This window comes from Pradoshia sp. Z4_20, assembly GCF_058216035.1.
Genome location: NZ_JBZAJD010000014.1, coordinates 21135 through 43432, shown reverse-complemented (window position 1 = coordinate 43432; position 22298 = coordinate 21135). Strand labels below are relative to the sequence as shown.

At 38.1% G+C, this 22298-nt stretch carries 13 protein-coding genes and 1 pseudogene; 1 reads left to right on the top strand and 13 read right to left on the bottom strand.

The window, feature by feature from the left end:
* Positions 1-316: 316 nt before the first annotated feature.
* Positions 317-1726 (bottom strand): MDR family MFS transporter, encoded by a 1410-nt coding sequence (locus AC4BHP_RS18170; protein ID WP_490553652.1) that lies wholly within the window; start codon positions 1724-1726, stop codon positions 317-319.
* Positions 1727-2597: 871 nt separating this feature from the next.
* Positions 2598-3389, bottom strand: a pseudogene (locus tag AC4BHP_RS18165) (tyrosine-type recombinase/integrase).
* A 976-nt stretch (positions 3390-4365) separates the two neighbouring features.
* Here AC4BHP_RS18165 and AC4BHP_RS18160 point away from each other — a divergent pair.
* Positions 4366-5052 carry a hypothetical protein gene (locus tag AC4BHP_RS18160; RefSeq protein ID WP_066108446.1) on the top strand — a complete coding sequence of 229 codons (687 nt, stop codon included), beginning with the start codon at positions 4366-4368 and terminating at the stop codon, positions 5050-5052.
* A 74-nt stretch (positions 5053-5126) separates the two neighbouring features.
* On the opposite strand, the gene rlmD is transcribed toward AC4BHP_RS18160, so the two are convergent.
* The 11 genes from rlmD to ligA all read right to left on the bottom strand — a co-directional run bounded on the left by rlmD (position 5127) and on the right by ligA (position 22269).
* On the bottom strand, positions 5127-6503 hold the full coding sequence (gene rlmD / locus AC4BHP_RS18155) for a 23S rRNA (uracil(1939)-C(5))-methyltransferase RlmD (protein ID WP_066108449.1): 1377 nt from the start codon (positions 6501-6503) through the stop codon (positions 5127-5129).
* Positions 6504-6743: 240 nt separating this feature from the next.
* Entirely contained in the window at positions 6744-7724 is a 981-nt protein-coding gene (locus AC4BHP_RS18150) for a diacylglycerol kinase (protein ID WP_490553650.1), read from the bottom strand.
* A 96-nt stretch (positions 7725-7820) separates the two neighbouring features.
* Positions 7821-9983 (bottom strand): GDYXXLXY domain-containing protein, encoded by a 2163-nt coding sequence (locus tag AC4BHP_RS18145; RefSeq protein WP_490553649.1) that lies wholly within the window; start codon positions 9981-9983, stop codon positions 7821-7823.
* A gap of 229 nt (positions 9984-10212) precedes the next feature.
* Entirely contained in the window at positions 10213-11643 is a 1431-nt protein-coding gene (gene gatB / locus AC4BHP_RS18140; RefSeq protein WP_490553648.1) for an Asp-tRNA(Asn)/Glu-tRNA(Gln) amidotransferase subunit GatB, read from the bottom strand.
* On the bottom strand, positions 11644-13113 hold the full coding sequence (gene gatA / locus AC4BHP_RS18135) for an Asp-tRNA(Asn)/Glu-tRNA(Gln) amidotransferase subunit GatA (protein WP_490553646.1): 1470 nt from the start codon (positions 13111-13113) through the stop codon (positions 11644-11646).
* Positions 13114-13129: 16 nt separating this feature from the next.
* Complete coding sequence (gene gatC / locus AC4BHP_RS18130) at positions 13130-13420, bottom strand: Asp-tRNA(Asn)/Glu-tRNA(Gln) amidotransferase subunit GatC (protein WP_490553644.1); 291 nt, start codon at positions 13418-13420, stop codon at positions 13130-13132.
* Positions 13421-13853: 433 nt separating this feature from the next.
* Positions 13854-15131, bottom strand: coding sequence for an isocitrate lyase (aceA, locus tag AC4BHP_RS18125; RefSeq protein ID WP_490553643.1), 1278 nt, complete (start codon positions 15129-15131; stop codon positions 13854-13856).
* Between the two features lie 42 nt (positions 15132-15173).
* Positions 15174-16763, bottom strand: coding sequence for a malate synthase A (aceB, locus tag AC4BHP_RS18120; RefSeq protein WP_066108474.1), 1590 nt, complete (start codon positions 16761-16763; stop codon positions 15174-15176).
* 598 nt (positions 16764-17361) lie between these two features.
* Positions 17362-18909 carry an L-glutamate gamma-semialdehyde dehydrogenase gene (gene pruA / locus AC4BHP_RS18115; protein ID WP_490553641.1) on the bottom strand — a complete coding sequence of 516 codons (1548 nt, stop codon included), beginning with the start codon at positions 18907-18909 and terminating at the stop codon, positions 17362-17364.
* Positions 18910-19064: 155 nt separating this feature from the next.
* Positions 19065-20243: a CamS family sex pheromone protein gene (locus AC4BHP_RS18110; RefSeq protein ID WP_066108482.1), complete on the bottom strand. Its 1179-nt coding sequence runs from the start codon at positions 20241-20243 to the stop codon at positions 19065-19067.
* A 10-nt stretch (positions 20244-20253) separates the two neighbouring features.
* Positions 20254-22269, bottom strand: coding sequence for an NAD-dependent DNA ligase LigA (gene ligA / locus AC4BHP_RS18105; RefSeq protein WP_490553639.1), 2016 nt, complete (start codon positions 22267-22269; stop codon positions 20254-20256).
* Positions 22270-22298 lie beyond the last annotated feature (29 nt).

Genomic DNA, 22298 nt, shown 5'->3' with positions numbered 1-22298 from the left:
TACCCTGGCTACTGATAGATTAAATTCATATGAAAAAAGTTCAACCAGAAAGTTCTGGCTGAACTATATAATACGAACCTGCCCCTTTTGTACAATAAGAAATTCAACACAAAAAGGCATTAATCCTTTTAAGATCAACGCCCCATATAGTTTAAGTGTATTTTTTCACAAAGATAATTATTTATGAGTTATATCTAACTGTATATGAAACAATGTATAAATCAAAGATTTGTTCGTTCTAAAATGTAATAAGAAATCAAAAACGTTCATAAAGTGATTGGATACCTTTACGAACGTTTTTTCTGTTGTTTATTATTTAATTTGTTGGTCGGCTATTTTTAATAAATAGTGATCCGATTAAGCCAATCAAACCAGTCACTAATACAGCGTAAAATGCATAGTTAATACCATTTGCTAAAAATTCCGCAGGATTAGCTGCACCAAATTCTGCAATATAGTTATTCTGACCAGCAGTAAATAATGTAATGGCAAGAGCTGTACCAGCAGCACCTGCAACTTGAGTTAATGTATTCATTGCAGCTGAACCATCTGCATATAAATGTTTTGGTAGCTGATTCATCGCATTTGTTTGTGCTGGCATAATTGTCATTGAAATACCTAAGAAAAGAATACATAGTGCAGCAATCACTTGCCATACTGGTGTCGTTGCTGAAAGAATTACAATAAACATAATTGCACCAATTGTAATCAGTGTAAATCCAATACGTGTGAAAACACGAGCACCAACTTTATCGAAATTTGATCCAACGATAGGTGCCATAATAATATTTAAAACGTTAGCAGGTAACATTAATAACCCAGCAGCAATAGCTGTATAAGCTAATACACTCTTTAAGTAAAGTGGAATTAAGATCGCAACCGATAAAATTACGAATAATGTCGTGAACATTAATACTGAACCTAATGCGAACATTGGATATTTAAATACACGTAAATTAATCATTGGCTCTTCCATTTTAAATTGGCGAACTGTAAATAAAATCAATGCCAACACACCTGCTACTAATGGTGCCCATACTTTCACGTCCGATAATGGTAATTCTGCTAGTGTTGCTAATGCATACACGATACCTCCAAAGGCGATTGTAGATAATAATAACGATAGTATATCAATTTTCGGCTTAGAAATATCTGAAACGTTCTCCATCCTTGGTGCCACTATTACTAATAAAATGATATTTAACGTCATCATAATCCAGAAGATATAATTCCAGCTAGCAGCACTAATAATTAAACCACTTAGTGTTGGTCCTAATGCTGGTCCTGCTGTAATTACTAAACCAACGATTCCCATCACTGCTCCTCGTTTTTGAATTGGGAAAATTATTAGCACAACGCTAAACATTAATGGCAGGAAAATCCCTGTCCCCATTGCTTGAATTAAACGACCGATTAATAAAATTGAAAAACTTTGGGCAATCGCTGCAAGCAAAGCACCCATTGTAGAAATAATTAATGCCCCTACAATTAGTTGACGTGTTGTAAACCAACGTACTAAATACGCCGATAACGGTACCAAAATTGCTAAAACTAATAAATAACCTGTAGTAAGCCACTGTGCTGTACCTGCACTAATCGAGAAATCTTCCATAATATTTGTCAATGCCATATTTAATGCTGTTTCACCAAATAAACCGATGAAAGAACCAATCATTAAAACAGCAGCCATCAATTTCGGATTTTTCACTTGTAAATGTGATTCCATAAAAAAAAAACTCCCTATTCTATATAGTTTTGACGTAATGACTTTGTAAAAATACATAAAAATCAGGTAGATATAATACCAATAATTACGGTACTTTCGATAAAACCGTTTAGTCTAGTTACAACTATAGCAAAATTTTTTTGAAAAATTCAATTCTAATGTTTCTGATACAACCAACGAAAGTCACATTTTAGACACATTTTTTCAAAATAAACCCAGTGAAAGGTGGATTGAAAGATATGATTTTATATTTCAACTAATATGTAAACGTTCTCTTTTATTAATCTATCTAAATTCCCTACCTATAAGTCCAGTTAAAATGCGATTATATCAAGGTTTATTGGGGCTATAAAAATCAGCGTTACGTAATTCTTTTAAATTTCAACAGTTGAGTTGACAAATCTACGGAATTAAGGGAAAAAATATATTTAGAATAATTAGACTTTATATAGAAAAGAGCTTCGATTAAATCTAAAATGAAAAATTATTGAAGGAAACACCGAAGTACAATGAAATTGACAGCTATAATGTTAACGAATTACATAAAATTTCTATACGGGTGGACAGATGAGACTAAATATGTGTGGGAACATAATTAGATGAATATGACTTAAAGGTAAGCACAAAATATAAAAATAAGCACACCTTCTCGGTACGCATTACAAAAAGGGATTAATCCTTTAAGATCAGCCCCGTTTGATTTAGTACAATTTTCACAAATAAAGCTTGAAATTTAGTTAATATAACCACTTCCATACACTATCTCCTTCCTCTTTTCTTACTCCTCTATATGAAAAAACATTCGGAATATATCGATATTCAACTAATAAGGCTTATAGAACTAACCTGCCCCGTTTCTACAATAAAGAATTCAACAAAAAAGAGCATTAATCCTTCCTGGAGCAATGCCCTTGATCGTATCAGAAAAACTTTTTATATAACCCCTTCGCAATGCCCCACTTAAATAAGCGTAAATTTTAGTCGTTTCGCTCTTTTCGTGTCCCATCAAATTTTGAATGACTTCTAAAGGTGCCCCATTATTCAATAAAGTAGTGGCATAACTATGTCTCAACTGATGGGGGTGAATACTTTTATTGATGCCAAATCTTTTCGATATCTGTTTTATGATATATCTCATTTGAGCTATGCTCATACGATGAGGAGCACGTACGGTTACAAATAAAGCTTCTTGATCATCTGTTCTCTCATCCAGGTACCTCTTCAATCAGATATCACACCTAGTATTAAAGTAAACTTCTCTTTCTTTATTTCCCTTACCTAAGACAATTACGGACTGGTTAGAAAAATTAATAGATTGTCGATTCAAATTAACGGCTTCCCCAATTCGACAACCGGTTGAATACATAAACTCGAACAATGCATTTTCTAATGTTGTATCACAAGCTTCTCTTAAATGCTCAATTTCTACTTCAGTTAAAAACTTTGGTATGCGGACATCTAATTTCGGTTCCTTAATTTTCGCGGCTGGATTACCATTCAGGACATTTTCATCTTGAGCCCATCTAAACAACGACTTTATAAAACGTATCCTATGACTCAGGCTAGCAGCCTTTAATTGATCAGCAACATTTCCAAGATAAAGCTTTAATGAATCGGTGGTTATTTCATCAAGGGATCGATCACCGAGATTCCGGATTAACAAGTTTAATTGGACATTAGGCTTTTAAAGTATGAAATGAATATCCTTGGATCTGTTTATCAGCTTTATATAAATCCCACGCTTCAGATAGTATCATCCTATTACTCTCCTAATCTATTTTTATCAGTATAGACAAATAGAAAGGAAGTAATACTCCAATTTTATTAAATGATTTCTTATGAAACTTTTTTTATAAAAGATAAGATTTATAAGGTTTTATTTAAAAACCACGAGGACATTTCTATTACTTAACTCCACAGGTACTACAAATTTTTGTAGAAAAAATTACTTGTAAATCTAGTGAGGAAATTAGGATTATGTATCACTTCGTAATTCCTTTGTAAGAAACGAAAAAAGGCAGTGCCCCCTATTTAGAGGGCTTACTGCCTTATTTTAAAATAAGTTGCGAGACACACTCTACGTGTGTGGAATGTATGTGGCAACACAATGGGATGTTGGTGGGTTTATGTTCAACAGCTTCTCTCTGCAGACATTAATAGTTAAAAATTAAATTACAGAGATCTGCACTTATAGTTGAGTAAGGAAAGGTACAATAACAATCGTTACAGAAGAATTTAAATATAATTAACGAAATATATTAAATATAAAAATATTTTTATCTATTTATTCACATAAGCTTGAAATTATATTATTCTAATATAGTAAAGGTGATTAGGTTTTTTCTTTTGTTGTTCTCAATACTTCCTACTATCACTTTAATAAAGTTACTAGCTCTTCTTTTGTTCAAACATATCCATTTAATCAGAATGGCCATTAGCAGGAACCTTACAAGTAATATATAGAAATCCCTACAGTTTGAATCTACTACTTAAGTAGATAGGAAATATTTCCCTTTTTATTCTAGCTTTCATTTCTTTTTTTCATTGTTATTTATTTTCTTCCCTTTAAGAATAAATATTTCACAACAAAATAACACCGCTCACTATAATTTAAAAACATCTATGAAAGGAAGAACATCGTGCCTAAAGTTAAATTATTTATTATTGGAGCAGCTTCTACAGCAATTCTTGTAGGATTATTTTTAGTGTTTTTCGGAGACTCTGAAGCAAAAGAAACGATTATAGCCCCACTAGGGAAAGACATCTATAAAATTACTGAATTAGAGGTTGGAGCTATACAAGATATCGTTAAAGAGACTTACATAGCAGGTAACCCAGTGACAACTACTATTAAACCTGTTGATAAACAAGGGAACTTTTTCTATAACGAGGTTATGGGAATGCAAAAGGTAGTTGAATTGAAATATAAGGCCATAGTTAGATGGGGGTATAAAGGTGAGTTTGATGAAAAAACAGTAGAATACAATGAGAAAGAGAAGATACTAACAATTAAAGAGCCTCAACTAACTGCATTTTACGCAAAAGAATTAGTTGAATCTGATGAAAATTTAGGCTGGGTACAATCCATACTCTCTCCGACTTCCTATGATGAAGCAAAAATATATGATGAACAAGCTAACACAGTTATCGAGCAGACAATTAGAGATAATATTCAAACAGGTAGAGAAAAAGTGCAAGGTCATTTAAAAGACGAAATAAACAAATTAATTGAAAATGAAACAATCAAAGTTCCTATCAGAGATATCAAGTTCGAAGAATCGGAAGAAGAGCTAGATTTAGTTAACAAAGAACTAGAAGATCTTTAAATCATTAACAAGAATCTGGATAAAAAACTGAATGAAAATAAGGATAATAAGGCAGTGCCCTGTGGGGCACTGCCTTATTTCAATACTAATTTTGCTACACACTCCACGTGCATCGTCTGTGGGAACATATCCACAGGCTGCACTTCCACCGTTTGATATCCATGCTCCTCCAAATACATTAAGTCACGCGCTAATGTTGCTGGGTTGCAGGAAACATAGACGACTTTTTTCGGCTTCATTTCTGCGATGGTGTTTAAGAGATTTTCGTCACAGCCTTTACGTGGTGGATCGACAACTAATACGTCTGCTGTGATTCCTTCTTCGTACCAGGCCGGGATGACGGTTTCAGCACTGCCTACCGAAAAGTCGACATTGGTGATGCCGTTTAGTTCTGCGTTCTTTTTGGCGTCTTCGATTGCTTCTGGGACGATTTCGACTCCATATACCTTTTTGGCTTTTTGTGCTAAAAATAAGGAAATTGTACCGATTCCGCAATAAGCATCAATAACCGTTTCGTTACCTGATAGATTCGCATACTCCAGCGTCTTATCATAGAGAACCTTCGTCTGAGTAGGATTCACTTGATAGAAGGAACGCGGAGAGATGGCAAATTTAACATCACCGATATAATCATAGATCACTTCTGCTCCCCATAATACTGTTGTTTTCGACCCAAGAATAACATTTGTCTTCAAGGAATTCACATTCTGAATAATGGATTTAACCCCAGGAACTGCATCAATAATCTCTTTGATGATTTCTCTCGCATGCGGGAGCTCAGGTGTTCTTGTTACAAGGACAACCATAATTTCACCAGTCACTTGTCCATGACGTACCATAATATGACGAAGCAATCCTTTATGATTCCGTTCATCATAGGCACGGACACGGTACTTTTCGCAAATATTCTTCACTGTGCGGATCGTATCGTCGTTTTCTGAAACCTGAATCAGACATTCATCCATATTAATAATTTCATGTGAACGTTTAGCATAAAAGCCGGCAACTAAGCCGCCTTCCATTTCTCCAACAGGTACCTGGGCTTTATTACGATAGTTCCATGGCTGTTCCATACCAAGTACTGGATGGACCGGTACATCAGGCAGTTTTCCGATTCTCGCCATAATTTCCCGAACCATTTTTTCCTTTGCTTTCAGCTGGCCTTCATAGGATAAATGCTGAAGCTGGCAGCCTCCGCACTGACGATAAATTGGACAGGGAGGCTCTACTCGATCAGGACTTTCTTCCAATAGCTCCATCAAGCGGCCAAAGGCATAGCCTTTATTAATTTTGGTCACTTTAATGCGGGCTTTTTCTCCCGGTAAACCAAACGGAACAAAAATAGGATACCCTTCCACTTTTGCAACTCCGGAGCCTTCATGAGTCAGATCTTCAAATACAACATCTATATAATCATTTTTTTGAATTGGCGCTTTTTTCTTTTCAGTCATTCTTTGCTAACCTCGATTTTTTATTGAGTACTCATGATTGTATCATAAAACAGGACAGACAGATAATCCATGGATTTTACCATAAAGTGAAACTTTGCTCAAACGGGTTTTCATTCATCTCCCATTGAGGAGTAATTGACTACTCGGGTTCTGCTGGCGCTTATCTTCCAATTTAACTTCTGCTTACGTTTAATATAGAGGTGTCTATGCCAGTTTGAACGGGATAAAAAAACCAACCTCTTAAAGAAGTTGGTCTAAATCTGGCTTCTCAAATACGGCATCGTCTGAAACAAGTATATGCCGATCTGTTATTTTCTGCTTTTCGTGTACGCTTTCCGGCACGAATACATCCAAATGACGATAGAGGTTAACAAATTCAGCAGGTGCCAAACCGCCAAACTCTCCATCTAAATTTAACTGCAGCTTTTCGGATGAATGTACTTTAATGCGGTTCGCCTTCACATATATCACAGACGGATCATGAATATGCTCTCCGCGTAAAGCTAACGCTGCGATCCGTACAAAATCTGGCAGGTTAATTTTCTTGAGAATTAAAAGTGTAAACATACCATCATTGAGGGAAGCATCTGGTGCTAAGCGTTCAAAACCAGCAACTGAGTTCGTGTTAGCAACAAGGAAAAGCATTGCATCACCTTCAAACAGTTTACCGTCATATTCTATTGACACCGGAGTCGCCTTAAGAGACGGCAGCAACATTTCCAATCCTTTCATATAATATGCCAGCTGTCCCAGTCTGGTTTTCAGCTTGCTTGGGACTTCATATGAAAGCTCGGTTAAGCGGCCACCAGCTGCTATATTGATGAAATAACGATTATCCATTTTTCCAATATCAATTGGAATCGTAAGCCCTTCTGCGATAGTTTCAGCAGCTTCAAGTATCGATTTCGTTGATATACGTAAGGCGCGAGCAAAATCATTTGTGGTCCCTACTGGGATAATTCCCAATTTAGGTCGGTATTCCTGTTCGGCCAACCCATTTACCACTTCGTATATCGTTCCATCTCCACCCGCTGCAATAACCACGTCATAGCGCCTTTCCACAGCAATTTGTGCCGCTCTTGTCGCATCGCCCGCTCCAATAGTTGCATGACAGGAAGCTTCATATCCAGCCTTCTCTAAAATTTCCAAAACCTCAGGTAACTGTCTTTTAAATGCTTCTTTCCCGGAGGTAGGATTGTATATTATCCTTGCCTTTTTCATAATTAATCATCATCCTATATTACAAATTCGGAGTTAATATATCTGTTAAAAAAATACCTCTACTATTATACATCCGTGATAAAACAATTGCTAATTTTACTTATCTTCGGGCAGATTTGATGACACACTGATCAAAATGGCATCCCCATTACTGCCGACTTTTATATTTGCATATTTAGCATTCTGTTCTACTTCTATCCCCGTGCCTTCTTCAATGAAAAAATTCTCAATGCCATAGGTAATCGTATTTCCATTTGCTTTTCCTGTAACAATCACTTGATGGTCATCTGTTCTTTCTTTTTTCGCTTCTTCTATAGTATCATATATCCCTTTCATTTGATAAATCCCTTTTGAATCCTTTTCCACAAGCACATATACACGATCATAATGCTCATCGGAATCTATCTGGCTAATATTATAGGATAATTGAACATAATCCCCCTGTAAAATAGAACGCGGGTCAACCGGCTCTACTTTTAGGATAATATCTGTCCCATTCCGTAAGATCGTTTCCTTCTGAAAAATTATCACGAACAGGATAATTAGCTGAACGAATACGATTGGTGCCCATTTACGCACACTCCTCAGGACAAATTCGAATCGCCCCGTGCTATTGTTTCTTTCTGTTTTCTTATCCAGATAAATTGCTATAGAGAAGAATATTGCTCCTACAATCGCAAAGGTAATCGACTTATGGAGCAGTGTCCAAAATAAATCATAGTATTTATAACCGAGGTATCCGATCAGATAAAGAATAGCAGCATACTCTAACCAGTGATTTCTTTTATGTACAACACGGTATGTAAAATAAACCAGGAAGAAAAGATAACTGAAATTGTAAAGGTAGTAAAGCACACTGTTTTCCGAGAAAAATGTAAGAATGAGCCAAAGTGTCAGAATCGCAACCAGGTTCCATCCTTTTGTATATGGATTTTTTAGCCAAAAGTAAAGTCCAAAGGCTAATGCAATCAGTAGTATGACGACCAACTCACCTGATATTCCTGAGAATAATTCATAGAGCAGAAGTACCACTGCATAAATCGTCCCACCTAAACCCAATGGGTATATGATTCTCTCTCTTTCACGCCAGGTTGTATAGCCAATCAGGAGTAAATAGATGATTAGAACAACGCTTGAGTGATACCACAGAATCGAAGATGAAATAAGCCAGCCCGTCAACATCACTGTGTATCGAAGAATGGAATGCTCCCTGCCAATATGACTGCCAATTGGAACGAGAATGACCATACTCACCATTAACCATGCGATATCCTCACCTAATCCAATCAAATAAAGCATACCGATTAAAGAGGAGGATAAAAGTAAAACTGCCAGGAAAACAAAGACTAGCTTAATAAGTGTTGGGAGAAAGTTATTTTCATCATTTGTTTTGGAAGCAGTGAATTTAGCCAGCCATTTAGAGCCCAAAATAATGAGGGTGATTGCAATAAGTAACCCAACAAAATATGCTAAGAATCCATTTATCCATGATGAAACCATGATAAACTGCGCTATGAGATTAATTGAAATTCCTAAAGAAACAATGACAATAACTACTTTATTCTGTCTGTTATTCATATAGTCATAGAAAATCCAGCCCGAAATGAGGGCAACTGCCAGATAGACAAAGATCCCGATATAAGAAAAAGCATGCTCCTCATTAAATAAATAGATAGATGTCCACCGGATAGTCAGTTCAATAGATAATAACTGAATCCAGGCGCTGGATAAATAAGAAATAAGCCTTGGTCCTCTTTTTGAGAAGCCATACAGACAAGCAATGTTTAACATAATGACTCCCAGAAGAATTATTGTGTGCTCTGTATCACTTCTATCAATCCAGCTATTTAAAGGAAAGAAATACGTGTATACCGTTATATTCAAAAGTATGTAGGATTGAACAAAAAATATCGGATATTGGGTAAACACAGCTAACAGGACAGAGGGAATCAGCCACACTAAAAATAATGTATAGCTATCAGCGTGTGAATTATATACCTGCCCCAAAAGTGCTACCGCTACTCCAAATGCGATTGATCCTCCCCAAAATATCCAGGCTCCCACGTCCTGCTGATGCTGCTTCCATTTTGAAAAGCCATAGCTTACTCCGTAAAATAAAAGCATTAAAATTACGATTAATGCTATTTTCACATAGCGGTCCATTCCTCCCCAGTTGGCCGCAAAAAAATAAATGATCGCGCTCAACCCAAAGAGCAGCCCAATCAGGTAACTTGTTTTCGTCATCTTTTCATGCTTCAATCCTTTCACCCCTTTTCACTATCACGTATATTCTTTCTACTCATCAAAAAAACCTCCCCTTACCAAAGTTGTCAATACCTATATAACTGACTAATCTGAAAATATTTATATATCTACCATAACAAACTTTCCGACAGAGAGGAACCTAAAAAAAGCAGACAAAGACTGTTGGCTTTCCAGCGATACTTAAAAAGCCTCCCATACATATAGGGAGGCTGTCAGTTACCATTTATCTTTTTTGAAGCTCTTCCATGATCAATTTATTGACCATTTGCGGATTGGCTTGCCCTTTTGTTGCTTTCATCATTTGCCCAACAAGGAATCCAACCGCTTTTTGCTTACCATTTTTAAAGTCCTCAATTGATTGAGGATTCTTATCCAATATTTCTGTGACGATTGTACGTAAGGCTCCCTCATCAGAAATCTGTACAAGACCTTTTTCCTTTACAATCGTTTCAGGATTTCCACCATGCTCCACTAATTCTTTAAATACAGTTTTAGCAATTTTCGAAGAGATTGTACCGTCCGTAATCAATTTGATTAAGCCAGCTAATCCTTCTGGAGTAAGAGCCGTGTCATGCAGTTCTTTTTGAGACGTTTTTAAGTAAGCTGAAAGCTCACCCATAATCCAGTTGGAAGCCTGCTTAGGTTCTGCCCCAGCAGCTGTGGTTGCTTCAAAGAAATCGGCTGTTTCTCTTGTTACAGTTAGCACACCCGCATCATAGGCCGGCAGTCCGAATTCTTCTGTATAACGCTTGATTCGTGCATCCGGCAATTCAGGAATTTCTGCACGCACTCGTTTTTTCCACTCATCATCGATATATAATTCGACTAAATCCGGTTCAGGGAAATAACGATAATCATCAGAACCTTCTTTAACACGCATTAAAAGAGTTGCCCCAGTTGCTTCATCAAATCTGCGAGTTTCCTGCTGAATTTCCCCGCCTTCATTCAATACTTCGGCTTGTCTTTGTTGTTCAAACTCAAGTCCTTTACGAACAAAGTTGAAGGAGTTTAAGTTCTTCAATTCCGTCTTCGTACCGAACTCTTCCTGACCATATGGGCGTAAGGAAATATTTGCATCACAGCGTAAGCTTCCTTCTTCCATCTTACAATCGGACACACCTGTGTACTGAATAATCGTTTTTAGTTTATCAAGGTATGCATATGCTTCCTCCGGTGTACGGATATCCGGCTCAGAAACAATCTCGATAAGCGGTGTTCCCTGCCTGTTATAATCACACAAGGAATAGCCATCAGCAGTATGTGTCAATTTCCCTGCATCTTCTTCTAAATGAAGACGTGTGATTCCGATTCTTTTCTTCTCACCATTTACCTCAATTTCAATCCAGCCATTCTCTCCAATCGGTTTATCAAACTGCGAAATTTGATAAGCTTTCGGATTATCCGGATAGAAATAGTTTTTACGGTCAAATTTTGTATCAGTCGCCACTTCACAGTTCAGTGCCATTGCTGCTTTCATCGCAAATTCGACTGCTTTTTTGTTTAATACAGGCAATACACCTGGGTATCCAAGATCAATGACAGATGTATTCGTATTAGGTTCCGCTCCAAATTGGTTCGGAGAGGATGAGAATATTTTGGACTCTGTTTTTAATTCAACATGGACCTCAAGTCCAATGACTGTTTCGTATTTCAATTACTCCACCCCCTGTAGAGACGGTTTTTGTTTATGAAAATCTGTCGCCTGTTCAAAAGCATGAGCAACTTTATAAACCGTGCTTTCGTCAAAATGCTTCCCAATAATTTGTAAACCAAGCGGTAGACCTTTACTGAATCCATTAGGAACAGAAATTCCCGGCACTCCGGCAAGATTAACAGGAATGGTTAAAATATCATTCATGTACATTGTCATCGGATCACTTGTGTTTTCACCCAATTTAAATGCAGGAGTTGGTGTAGTAGGTCCTACAATGACATCATACTGATCAAATACGTTTTCGAAATCCTGTTTAATTAATGTACGGACTTTTTGTGCTTTTTTGTAGTATGCATCATAGTAACCGGAGCTTAATGCAAAGGTACCAAGCATAATCCGTCTTTTCACTTCATCCCCAAAGCCCTCAGCTCTCGATTGCTTATACATTTCGAGTAAGTTCTGTGGGTTTTCCGTTCTGTGTCCATAACGAACACCGTCAAAACGAGAAAGGTTTGCAGATGCTTCAGAAGAAGACAATAAATAATACGCTGATAGAGCATATTTAGAATGCGGCAGAGATACCTCTTCATATGTAGCGCCCAATTTCTCCAGAACCGCCAATGAATTGAGGACTGACTGACGCACTTCCTCAGTCACGCCTTCGCCAAGATATTCTTTCGGTACAGCAATCCTAAGCCCCTTTACATCACCAGTTAATGCCTTTGTAAAATCTGGCACCTCAATATGCGCTGAAGTTCCGTCCATTGGATCCAGTCCAGCTATGGCATTCAATAAATATGCATTATCCTCTACATTACGCGTGATTGGCCCAATTTGGTCCAATGAAGAAGCAAATGCCACTAAACCATAACGGGATACACGTCCGTATGTCGGCTTCATCCCTACAACCCCACAGAAAGAAGCTGGTTGACGGATGGAACCGCCTGTATCTGATCCCAAGCTAAATGGGACTTCACCAGCCGCAACCGCAGCCGCTGATCCACCTGAAGAACCTCCAGGTACTCGTTCTAAATCCCATGGATTAACTGTTTTTTTGTAACCTGAATTTTCTGTGGAAGAACCCATTGCGAATTCATCCATGTTCAACTTACCAATTGTGATGGTTTGCTCTTGTTTTAACTTTTCCACAACTGTTGCATCATAAATTGGGTTAAAGTTGTCTAAGATTTTGCTGGCACAGGTCGTGCGCAGATTCTTAGTCACAATATTATCTTTAATCCCAATTGGCATTCCAAATAAAGGACCGCCGATTTCTCCAGAAACTAGCTGTTCATCCAGTTTTCCAGCTTCTTTATAGGCATTTTCCTCATTTAATGTTAGAAATGCATTAACATTGTCTTCAACTTTTTTAATTTTAGAAAAGGATTCTGAAACTAAATCTGTTACTGATAATTCCTTTTTACGAAGCGACTCATGCAAGTCCGCTATTTTACGATCAAATAAAGACATGATTTCCCCTCCCTGACTACTCCATTATTCCCGGTACACGTATTTGTCCATCTTGATGGTCAGGAGCATTTTTCAGTACTTCTTCCCTAGGCAATCCTTTAGACGCCTTGTCTTCTCTCAAGACATTCTTCATATGTAAAACATGTGTAGTAGGTTCGATATTTTCAGTATCTAACTCATTCAATTTTTCAGCAAACGTAATAATTGAATCCAACTGTTTTTGTAACTTTTCAGTTTCTTCTTCTGTAATAGCTAATCTTGCCAAATTAGCAACATGCTTTACTTCTTCTTTTGAAATGCGAGTCATTTCATACACCTCCATTTTGCTACGTGCTCCAAATACAATTATTATGATAATACCAAACTTTCGCGCGTTAAAGCAATCGGAATTAACCGCAGAAATCAGCATATAGTCAATTAAATAAAGAAAGATGGAATTATTCCCCTGAACACCGAATTATTGCCCGGGAAAAGTTTGTCGTGATTTGAAAAATCCATTAATCTCAAATGTTGATAAAATACGACATACAACCCTTTTTATGAATCAATCTACCTTCTTTGACCAGCAACTTATACATTTTCTTTCAAAGGTCCGAAATATAACTTAACCTTTTTTCACCTATGGTCTGTTTTTTTCAGCAGAATATCCCGAAAATAATACGAAGTTTCATTCTCCAGATAAACTAAAAAAGGAATCTGAATAAGTTTCAGATTCCTTTTTTCCATTGTTTATTTGTATATTAGGCTTTCTGGAATTGCTCTTCTTCCGTAGAGCCTTTTAGGGCTGTTGTAGAAGAAGTTCCGCCAGTAATAACCTGTGCCACTTCATCAAAATAGCCAGTTCCTACTTCACGTTGGTGTCTTGTTGCTGTGTAGCCATATTGTTCGCTTGCAAATTCATTCTGTTGCAGCTCAGAATAGGCAGCCATTCCGCGCTCTTTGTATCCTCTTGCTAATTCAAACATGCTATGATTCAAGGCATGGAATCCGGCAAGTGTAACGAATTGGAATTTGTAGCCCATTTTCGCGATTTCCTTTTGGAAGTTTGCAATGGTATCATCATCCAATTTTTTCTTCCAGTTGAAGGATGGTGAACAGTTATAGGCTAACATTTTATTTGGATATTTCTCATGGATGGCATCGGCAAATTTCTTCGCATCCTCAAGATTAGGCTCAGATGTTTCACACCAGATTAAATCTGCATATGGTGCATAAGAAAGTCCCCGTGCGATTGCTTGATCAATGCCTGCTTTCGTACGATAGAATCCTTCAGGAGTTCTTTCACCCGTGATAAATTCCTTATCAGTAGGATCAATATCACTTGTGATTAAGTCAGCTGCATCCGCATCCGTACGGGCAATCAGAATAGTTGGAACGCCCATTACATCTGCAGCAAGACGAGCTGCAATTAGGTTTTTCACTGCTGTTTGTGTTGGAAGAAGTACTTTACCGCCCAAATGGCCGCATTTCTTTTCAGAAGATAGCTGATCTTCAAAGTGAACACCTGCTGCACCTGCTTCAATCATGCCTTTCATCAGTTCAAAACAATTCAACTGACCGCCAAAGCCTGCTTCAGCATCAGCAACAATCGGTTGGAACCAATCGATATCTTCTTTACCTTCTGAGTAGTGGATTTGATCCGCACGTTGAAGCGCCTGGTTTATACGTTTTACGACAGCCGGTACGCTATTGGCTGGGTATAAAGATTGGTCAGGATACATATTTCCGGAAAGGTTCGCATCTGCAGCAACTTGCCATCCGCTTAAGTAAATCGCTTTTAATCCTGCTTTTACCTGTTGGACAGCCTGATTACCTGTTAATGCACCTAGCGCATTAATATAATCCTCTGTTTTAAGGTAATTCCAAAGCTTTTCGGAACCTCTTCTTGCTAAAGTGTGTTCAATTTGCATGGAACCACGCAGTTTTAATACATCTTCTGCTGTATAAGAACGTTCAATTCCTTCCCATCTTTCATCTTTCCACTCAGCCTCTATTTGTTTAATCAGTTCTTCTCTCATCTTTTGTACTTCCTCCTTTTATATGAAACCTAATGATTTGTTTTATAGAATTTCGTAGGCAGGTAAAGTCAAGAAGTCATAATACTCATCACTGATAATCAATTTATCAAAAAGCTCTGCTGCTTCGGTGAAACGCCCATTCTCAAAACGTTCTTCACCAAGATCCTGTTTAATCTTTTGCAGCTCTTCTTCTTTTAATGTTTTGTACATCTCCATATCAATCTTGCGTCCATCATCCAATACACCTTTAGGATGACGTAACCATTGCCACACTTGAGCTCGGGAGATTTCAGCAGTAGCTGCATCCTCCATCAGATTATTAATCGGTGCTGCACCTCTTCCATTAAGCCAGGATTCTATATATTGAATTCCAACATTAATATTAGTCCGAACACCTTGCTCTGTGATGGAGCCCTCTGGCACCTCGAGGAGATCAGTTGCTGTAACCTGAACATCGTCACGCTTTTTATCGATTTGATTCGGCTTCGGCATATAGTGGTCAAATACTTCCTTTGCCACTGGTACAAGAGCAGGATGGGCGACCCATGTTCCATCATGGCCATTTTTCGCTTCGCGTTCCTTATCAGCCTTTACCTTGGCAAAGGCCTCTTCATTTGCTTTTTCATCATTTTTAACCGGGATTTGTGCAGCCATGCCGCCAATAGCTGGTGCATTCCGTTTATGGCAGGTTTTAATGGCCAACTGGGAATAGGCAGACATGAATGGCACAGCCATTGTGACAACAGATCGATCCGGTAGAATGATAGAATCATGGTTTCTGAATTTCTTCAGATAGCTGAAAATATAATCCCATCTTCCACAGTTTAAACCGGCTGAATGATCCTTCAATTCATACAGAATTTCATCCATTTCAAATGCTGCAAGGATGGTTTCAATGAGGACAGTTGCTTTAATGGAACCTTGTGGAATACCTAGGTGATTTTGTGCATAAACGAAGACGTCATTCCATAAGCGTGCTTCCAGATGACTCTCTATTTTAGGCAAGTAAAAGTAGGGACCGCTTCCATTTTCGAGTAAGGTCTTTGCATTATGGAAGAAGTAAAGTCCAAAGTCAAAAAGTCCACCGGAGATCGGCTGTCCTTCCAACGTGACATTTTTTTCTTCCAAATGAAAACCTCTTGGTCGAATGATGGGAACAGCAGTTTCTTCATTTAATTTATATTTTTTACCGTTTGGATTTTCAAAAGTAATTGTACGGTTTACAGCATCGCGGAGATTAATATGGCCTTCAATATTGTTTTTCCATGTTGGGGAGTTGGCGTCTTCAAAATCAGCCATAAAGCATTTAGCGCCTGAATTTAAAGCATTAATCACCATTTTCCGATCTACAGGTCCTGTAATTTCAACTCTTCTATCCTGCAGGTCCTGTGGTAAAGGTGCAATTGTCCAATCACCTTCACGAACACTTTTTGTCTCCGGCAAAAAGTCTGGAAGTTTACCATTATCAATTTCTTCTTGGCGCTTGGTACGCTGCTCAAGCAATTCCTTTCGCCTTGATCCAAAGTGCCTTTCCAGATTCTCAATGAATTCAAGAGCTTCCGGAGTCAATATCTCATCAAAACCATTCTCCATTTTTCCAAGAATATTGATTCCATTCGTTTGTACTGCCATGTAAGACATTCACTTCCTTTACCTGTATGTTTTGTTATAAAACAGAAAAATTATTATATTTTGTATTATATAACAGTTTGTGGTTTTTGCAAACTATTTTGCAGTAAAATTTTGCATATTTTATAAAATAGGGTAAAACATCTCACAAACTAAGGAGAAATGTAATATTTAGAGATTACAGGTATAGTATGAATTTCATAGACAATAACCATTTTGATATTCTTAACTTTATCTTGAACACAAGACGACTGATTGATAATCTCGCTCAATCAAAGTAACAATCGCTAAAAAACTATGATTATCACTCATTAGGATCTATTTCCGCTCAATAAAAACCTATTCGCTCATAAATTTCTGTTTCCGCTCAATTCCTACCAAAATCCGCCCAATAAAGTGCTCTTTCGCTCATTTCTCCATTAAAAGTCTTAGTTTTCTTACCCAAGAAACTCAAAAGCTTATTATTTTTGATAGTTTGCTTAAAAAATTTGATTTCCCCCTCAATCAAATTTTTTATGTTAATAGACTCTTATTCCCCCTGTTAATAAAAAAGCTCCCCACCGAAAACAATCGGAGAGGAGCTTTAATATAGCCATATATATTAATAGGTTTCAGATGTAGTTTTAGCTTGCATATGCAATGTTAAGTAGTCAGGACCGCCTGCTTTTGAATCTGTACCGGACATATTGAAGCCGCCAAATGGTTGGTAGCCGACTATCGCACCTGTACAGCCTCTATTAAAGTATAGGTTTCCAACATGGAAATCTTCACGGGCTTTTTCTTGGTGTGCACGATTTCTAGTAATTACAGCGCCTGTCAATCCGTAATCTGTATTATTAGCTATTTCAATTGCTTCATCAAAGTTACGGGCTTTGCTGAATGCTACAACAGGACCGAAGATTTCTTCTTTCATAATTCGAGCATCAGATGCCAAATCGGCTATAATGGTCGGTTGAACAAAGAATCCTTTGGAATCATCCGATTCTCCGCCTGTCATGAGGCGACCCTCATTTTTGCCAATCTCAATGTACTCGGTTATTTTCTTGAATGCAGAAGCATCCACGACTGGTCCCATAAATGTAGCAGAATCGGTCGGATCTCCTACAGTCAATTCTTTTGTCAATTCAATCGCTCTGTCCAGTACTCTATCATACACATCTTCTACAATAACAGCTCTTGAACAAGCAGAGCATTTTTGTCCGGCAAATCCAAACGCTGACGCAACGATTGACTTGGCAGCCAATTCAAGATCAGCATCTGAATCTACGACAATTGTATCTTTACCGCCCATTTCAGCGATAACACGCTTCAGCCAAATTTGGCCTTCCTGTACCTTAGAAGCCCTCTCGTAAATCCTGGTTCCAACTTCACGGGAACCTGTGAAGCTGACAAAACGAGTTTGCGGATGATCAACAAGATAGTCTCCCACTTCACTTCCATTTCCAGGTACAAAGTTAATAACGCCTGCAGGAAGACCGGCCTCTTCCATAACCTCTACGAACTTAGCAGCCACGACCGGTGTTGTGGAAGCTGGTTTTAGCAATACTGTATTACCCGTAACAACAGCTGCTACGCATGTACCGGCCATAATCGCAAATGGGAAGTTCCATGGGGAAATAATAATTCCCACTCCCAGTGGTATGTAGTCATATCTATTATATTCATTAGGACGGCTTTGTACCGGCTGCCCATTCTTTAATTTCAACATTTGTCTAGCATAGTACTCAAGGAAATCAATTGCTTCAGCTGTATCCGCATCCGCTTCAACCCATGGTTTTCCCGCTTCTCTTACCATAATGGCAGAAAATTCATGCTTTCTGCGGCGAATAATGGCAGCTGCTTTAAATAAAACATCTGCACGCACTTCAGGTTTCGTTTTACTCCAAGTCTTGTAAGCTTTTAGTGCCTCCTGCATTGCCTTTTCTGCTAAATCTTTATTTGCCTTGGAAACGCGGCCTACTACTACTTTTTTATCTGATGGGCTAATGGAAACAATTTTATCATCTGTAGATACTCTTTCTCCACCGATAATCAAATCATAGTCCTTGCCAAGATAGCTATCTACTAATCCCAAAGCATCCTCAAACGCTTTTTTGTTTTCGCTTACAGAAAAATCAGTAAGTGGTTCGTGCTTATATGCTTGTACCATTTGATTCCCTCCCTATATTTCTGTAGTAACCCCTTTTTATTCTACTCTATTGGAAGCTTGTAAGTCATCTAATATAGTTTATATTCAAAATCTTCACAAGAAACTAACTACATATCTATATCCACAAAAAAAGCTACCACAATGGGTAGCTCTGTTTATTCATTATATATATACACATCTGGTTCTTTGGAATTTGCCTTTTTCACAATGAGTGATTCCTGTCCATTGGAAGATGCTATTTTTGTCTCCACCGATAAATATTCAGGGAAACTCGATTTCACCAATCCAGCCACATATTGTGTAAATCCAATAACCTCTGTTTTTCCGTAAAACTGCATATCTATGGAGATGGTCAGCTTTTGCAATTCTTTATTCACATAAAAGGCTTTTCCAATTACTCCATTAAAATTAGGGAAGTATTCTTCAACATCCTGCTTAAAATTAGCAAAGGTCGTTGCATCATCACGGAAATCCTTTGTTGCTTTATTGGATGGGAACAAATAATACTCTTCTTGTACGTTTGTCCATTTGGAAATCTTATTACTTTTCTCTCCTACTTTTGTATAAGAAATAAAATTCCCAGGCACAACCGCATCCTTGCTTCCTTGTTCAAATAAAGCAACCATAATCGGAACGGTTTCTCCGCCTTCCATTGTTCTAATTCGTTTCACAACTTCAGCTGCAATTTTTTGACCTTCTTCAAGCAGTTTATCTTCTTCAATTTTTATTTCGTACGTTTCCCCATACTTTTCCTTTTGATAATAAAATACTGAATTCAAGGCAAGCCCTATCGAAATGCCGCCCAACTCAACTTTATTATCATCTGTTTTGATCAGATAATCATGCTCTAAAATATGGGCAAGATATTCTGGATTTTTCTCATATCTTTCCTCAATATCACCCTTCCCATCATCTAAAGGGTTTAAGCCGACGTTGTCCTCAGCAGTCAGTTTGTTCTCTTTCAACTGCCCTTTTGTATATTTACGATTCAGCCAGCTTTTAATCGTTTTCGTGTCCAATAACTGACCTTCTCTAAAAATATATTCCTCCGTTGAGAATGGGTCATGAGACAATCTCATCAGCCCTGTTTCAAACTCTTCCAAATCAAGTCGCGTATTAATGTTTGAAACCACAAGACCTCTGGAACTGCTTATCTGATAAGGCAGCATCGTTTGATAATAATTGTCGGAGATTTGATATTCGGGAATAATGGAAGACTCTTTCTTGGAATCTTTCTCGGTATTATCCTCTACTACCTCATCCTTATCAAATTGTGGTGCGCAGCCTACAAGCATAAGTGCCAGTACCATGGTTATTGCTATCAAACGCTTCATCCCTACACCTCTATCCCTGCTTGCCCAGTTCTTCCAGTAAATTGCTTTCATCCCATATTTCAATTCCTAAATCCTGGGCTTTTTTTAATTTTGATCCGGCATCTTCTCCGGCTATTACTAAATCTGTCTTTTTACTTACGCTACCCGTTACAGTTCCACCTAAAGCTTCAATCAACTCTTTTGCTTCAGTTCGTCCGTACTTTTCCATCTTTCCTGTAAGTACAATGGTTTTTCCAGAAAAATAACTATCTGTAGCTTCAGCGATATTTTTCTTTTTACCTTTATAGAGCATATTAACCCCAGCATTTTTTAATTCATCGATCAATTGCTGGCATTCTTCCTGATTAAAATAAGTCACAACCGCATCAGCCATTTTGTCCCCAATTTCATTAATAGCTGTCAATTCAGCTACATTTGCCGACATTAGACGATCCATGTCTTCAAATTCTTCCGCGAGGATTCTTGCAGCCTTAGCACCAACATGGCGGATTCCCAGTCCAAATAAAAGGCGCTCCAATGAGTTGCTCTTAGATGCTTCAATAGCGTTCAAAAGATTGTTCGCTGATTTATCCCCCATACGCTCCAAATTAATCAGCTGGTCATATGTCAATTTATAAATATCCGCTACATCCTTAATTAACGATTCATCGAATAATTGAATGATGACTTTTTCACCCAGACCATCAATATTCATGGCATTTCGTGAAACAAAGTGAATCATCCCCTCTTTAATCTGAGCTGGACACTTTGGATTGATGCAGCGCAAAGCTACCTCTCCTTCCAAACGAACAAGCTCACTATCGCAGTCAGGGCAATGCGTTGGCATATGGAATTCCTTTTCTTCCCCTGTCCGCTTATCAAACAGAACATTGACAACCTCCGGAATAATATCACCGGCTTTTTTGACGACAACATGGTCTCCAAGCCGAATATCTTTTTCACGGATTAGGTCCTCATTATGAAGGGAAGCCCGTTTAACTGTTGTACCTGCTACTCTTACCGGGTCCAATAAGGCGGTTGGCGTAATAACGCCTGTACGACCGACAGTCAATTCAATATCGCGAAGAATAGTGATGACTTCCTCTGCAGGGAATTTATATGCAATCGCCCATCTTGGACTTTTTGCAGTATATCCTAATTCCTCTTGTTGAGAAAGTGAATCGACTTTGATGACGATTCCATCAATATCATAATCAAGCTCAGGCCTTTTGGCTGACCATTCCCCAATATACTCTAATACATCTTCAATCGTAGCACATCTTCTGCGATGCGGATTGGTTTTCAATCCTAATTTTTGAAGAAAGTCAAGTCCTTCACCATGGGATTCAACACCTGTTTCTCCTGTTTCACCAATCCCATAAAGGAAAATATCCAAATTCCGCGAAGCAGCTATGCGTGGATCAAGCTGACGCAAGGATCCTGCTGCTGCATTTCGTGGATTGGCAAATGGCTCTTCCCCATTTTCTTCCTTCTTTGCATTTAAGGAAACAAACGATTTCTTTGGCATATATGCCTCACCGCGTACCTCAAATGTAACTGGTTCATTCAATCGGAGTGGGATGGAACGAATGGTTTTAAGATTAGCAGTAATATCCTCACCAATTGTTCCATTTCCTCTTGTAGCCCCTTTAACAAATAGCCCTTCTTCATAACGCAGGGAAACTGCCAGTCCATCTATTTTCAATTCACATATATAAGAATATCGGTCTGTACCAAGCCCTGAATTTACTCGGCGGTCAAAATCGCGCAAATCACTTTCGTTAAAGGCGTTACCAAGACTTAGCATCGGTGTAATATGTTCTACTTTTGCAAACGTATCAAGCACTTGTCCACCAACTCTTTGAGTAGGTGAATCTGGGGTTTGCAGCTCCGGATATTGACTCTCCAATTCCACCAACTCTTTATACGTCTGATCATATACAGAATCAGGAACTGATGGCTGGTCGAGAACATAGTATTCATATCCATATTGGTTTAATAGTGATTGAAGCTCAGCCACTCGTTTTTGCGCTTCTTTTATATCCATATTTCCAGCCCTCTCTACTCAATGTTTCT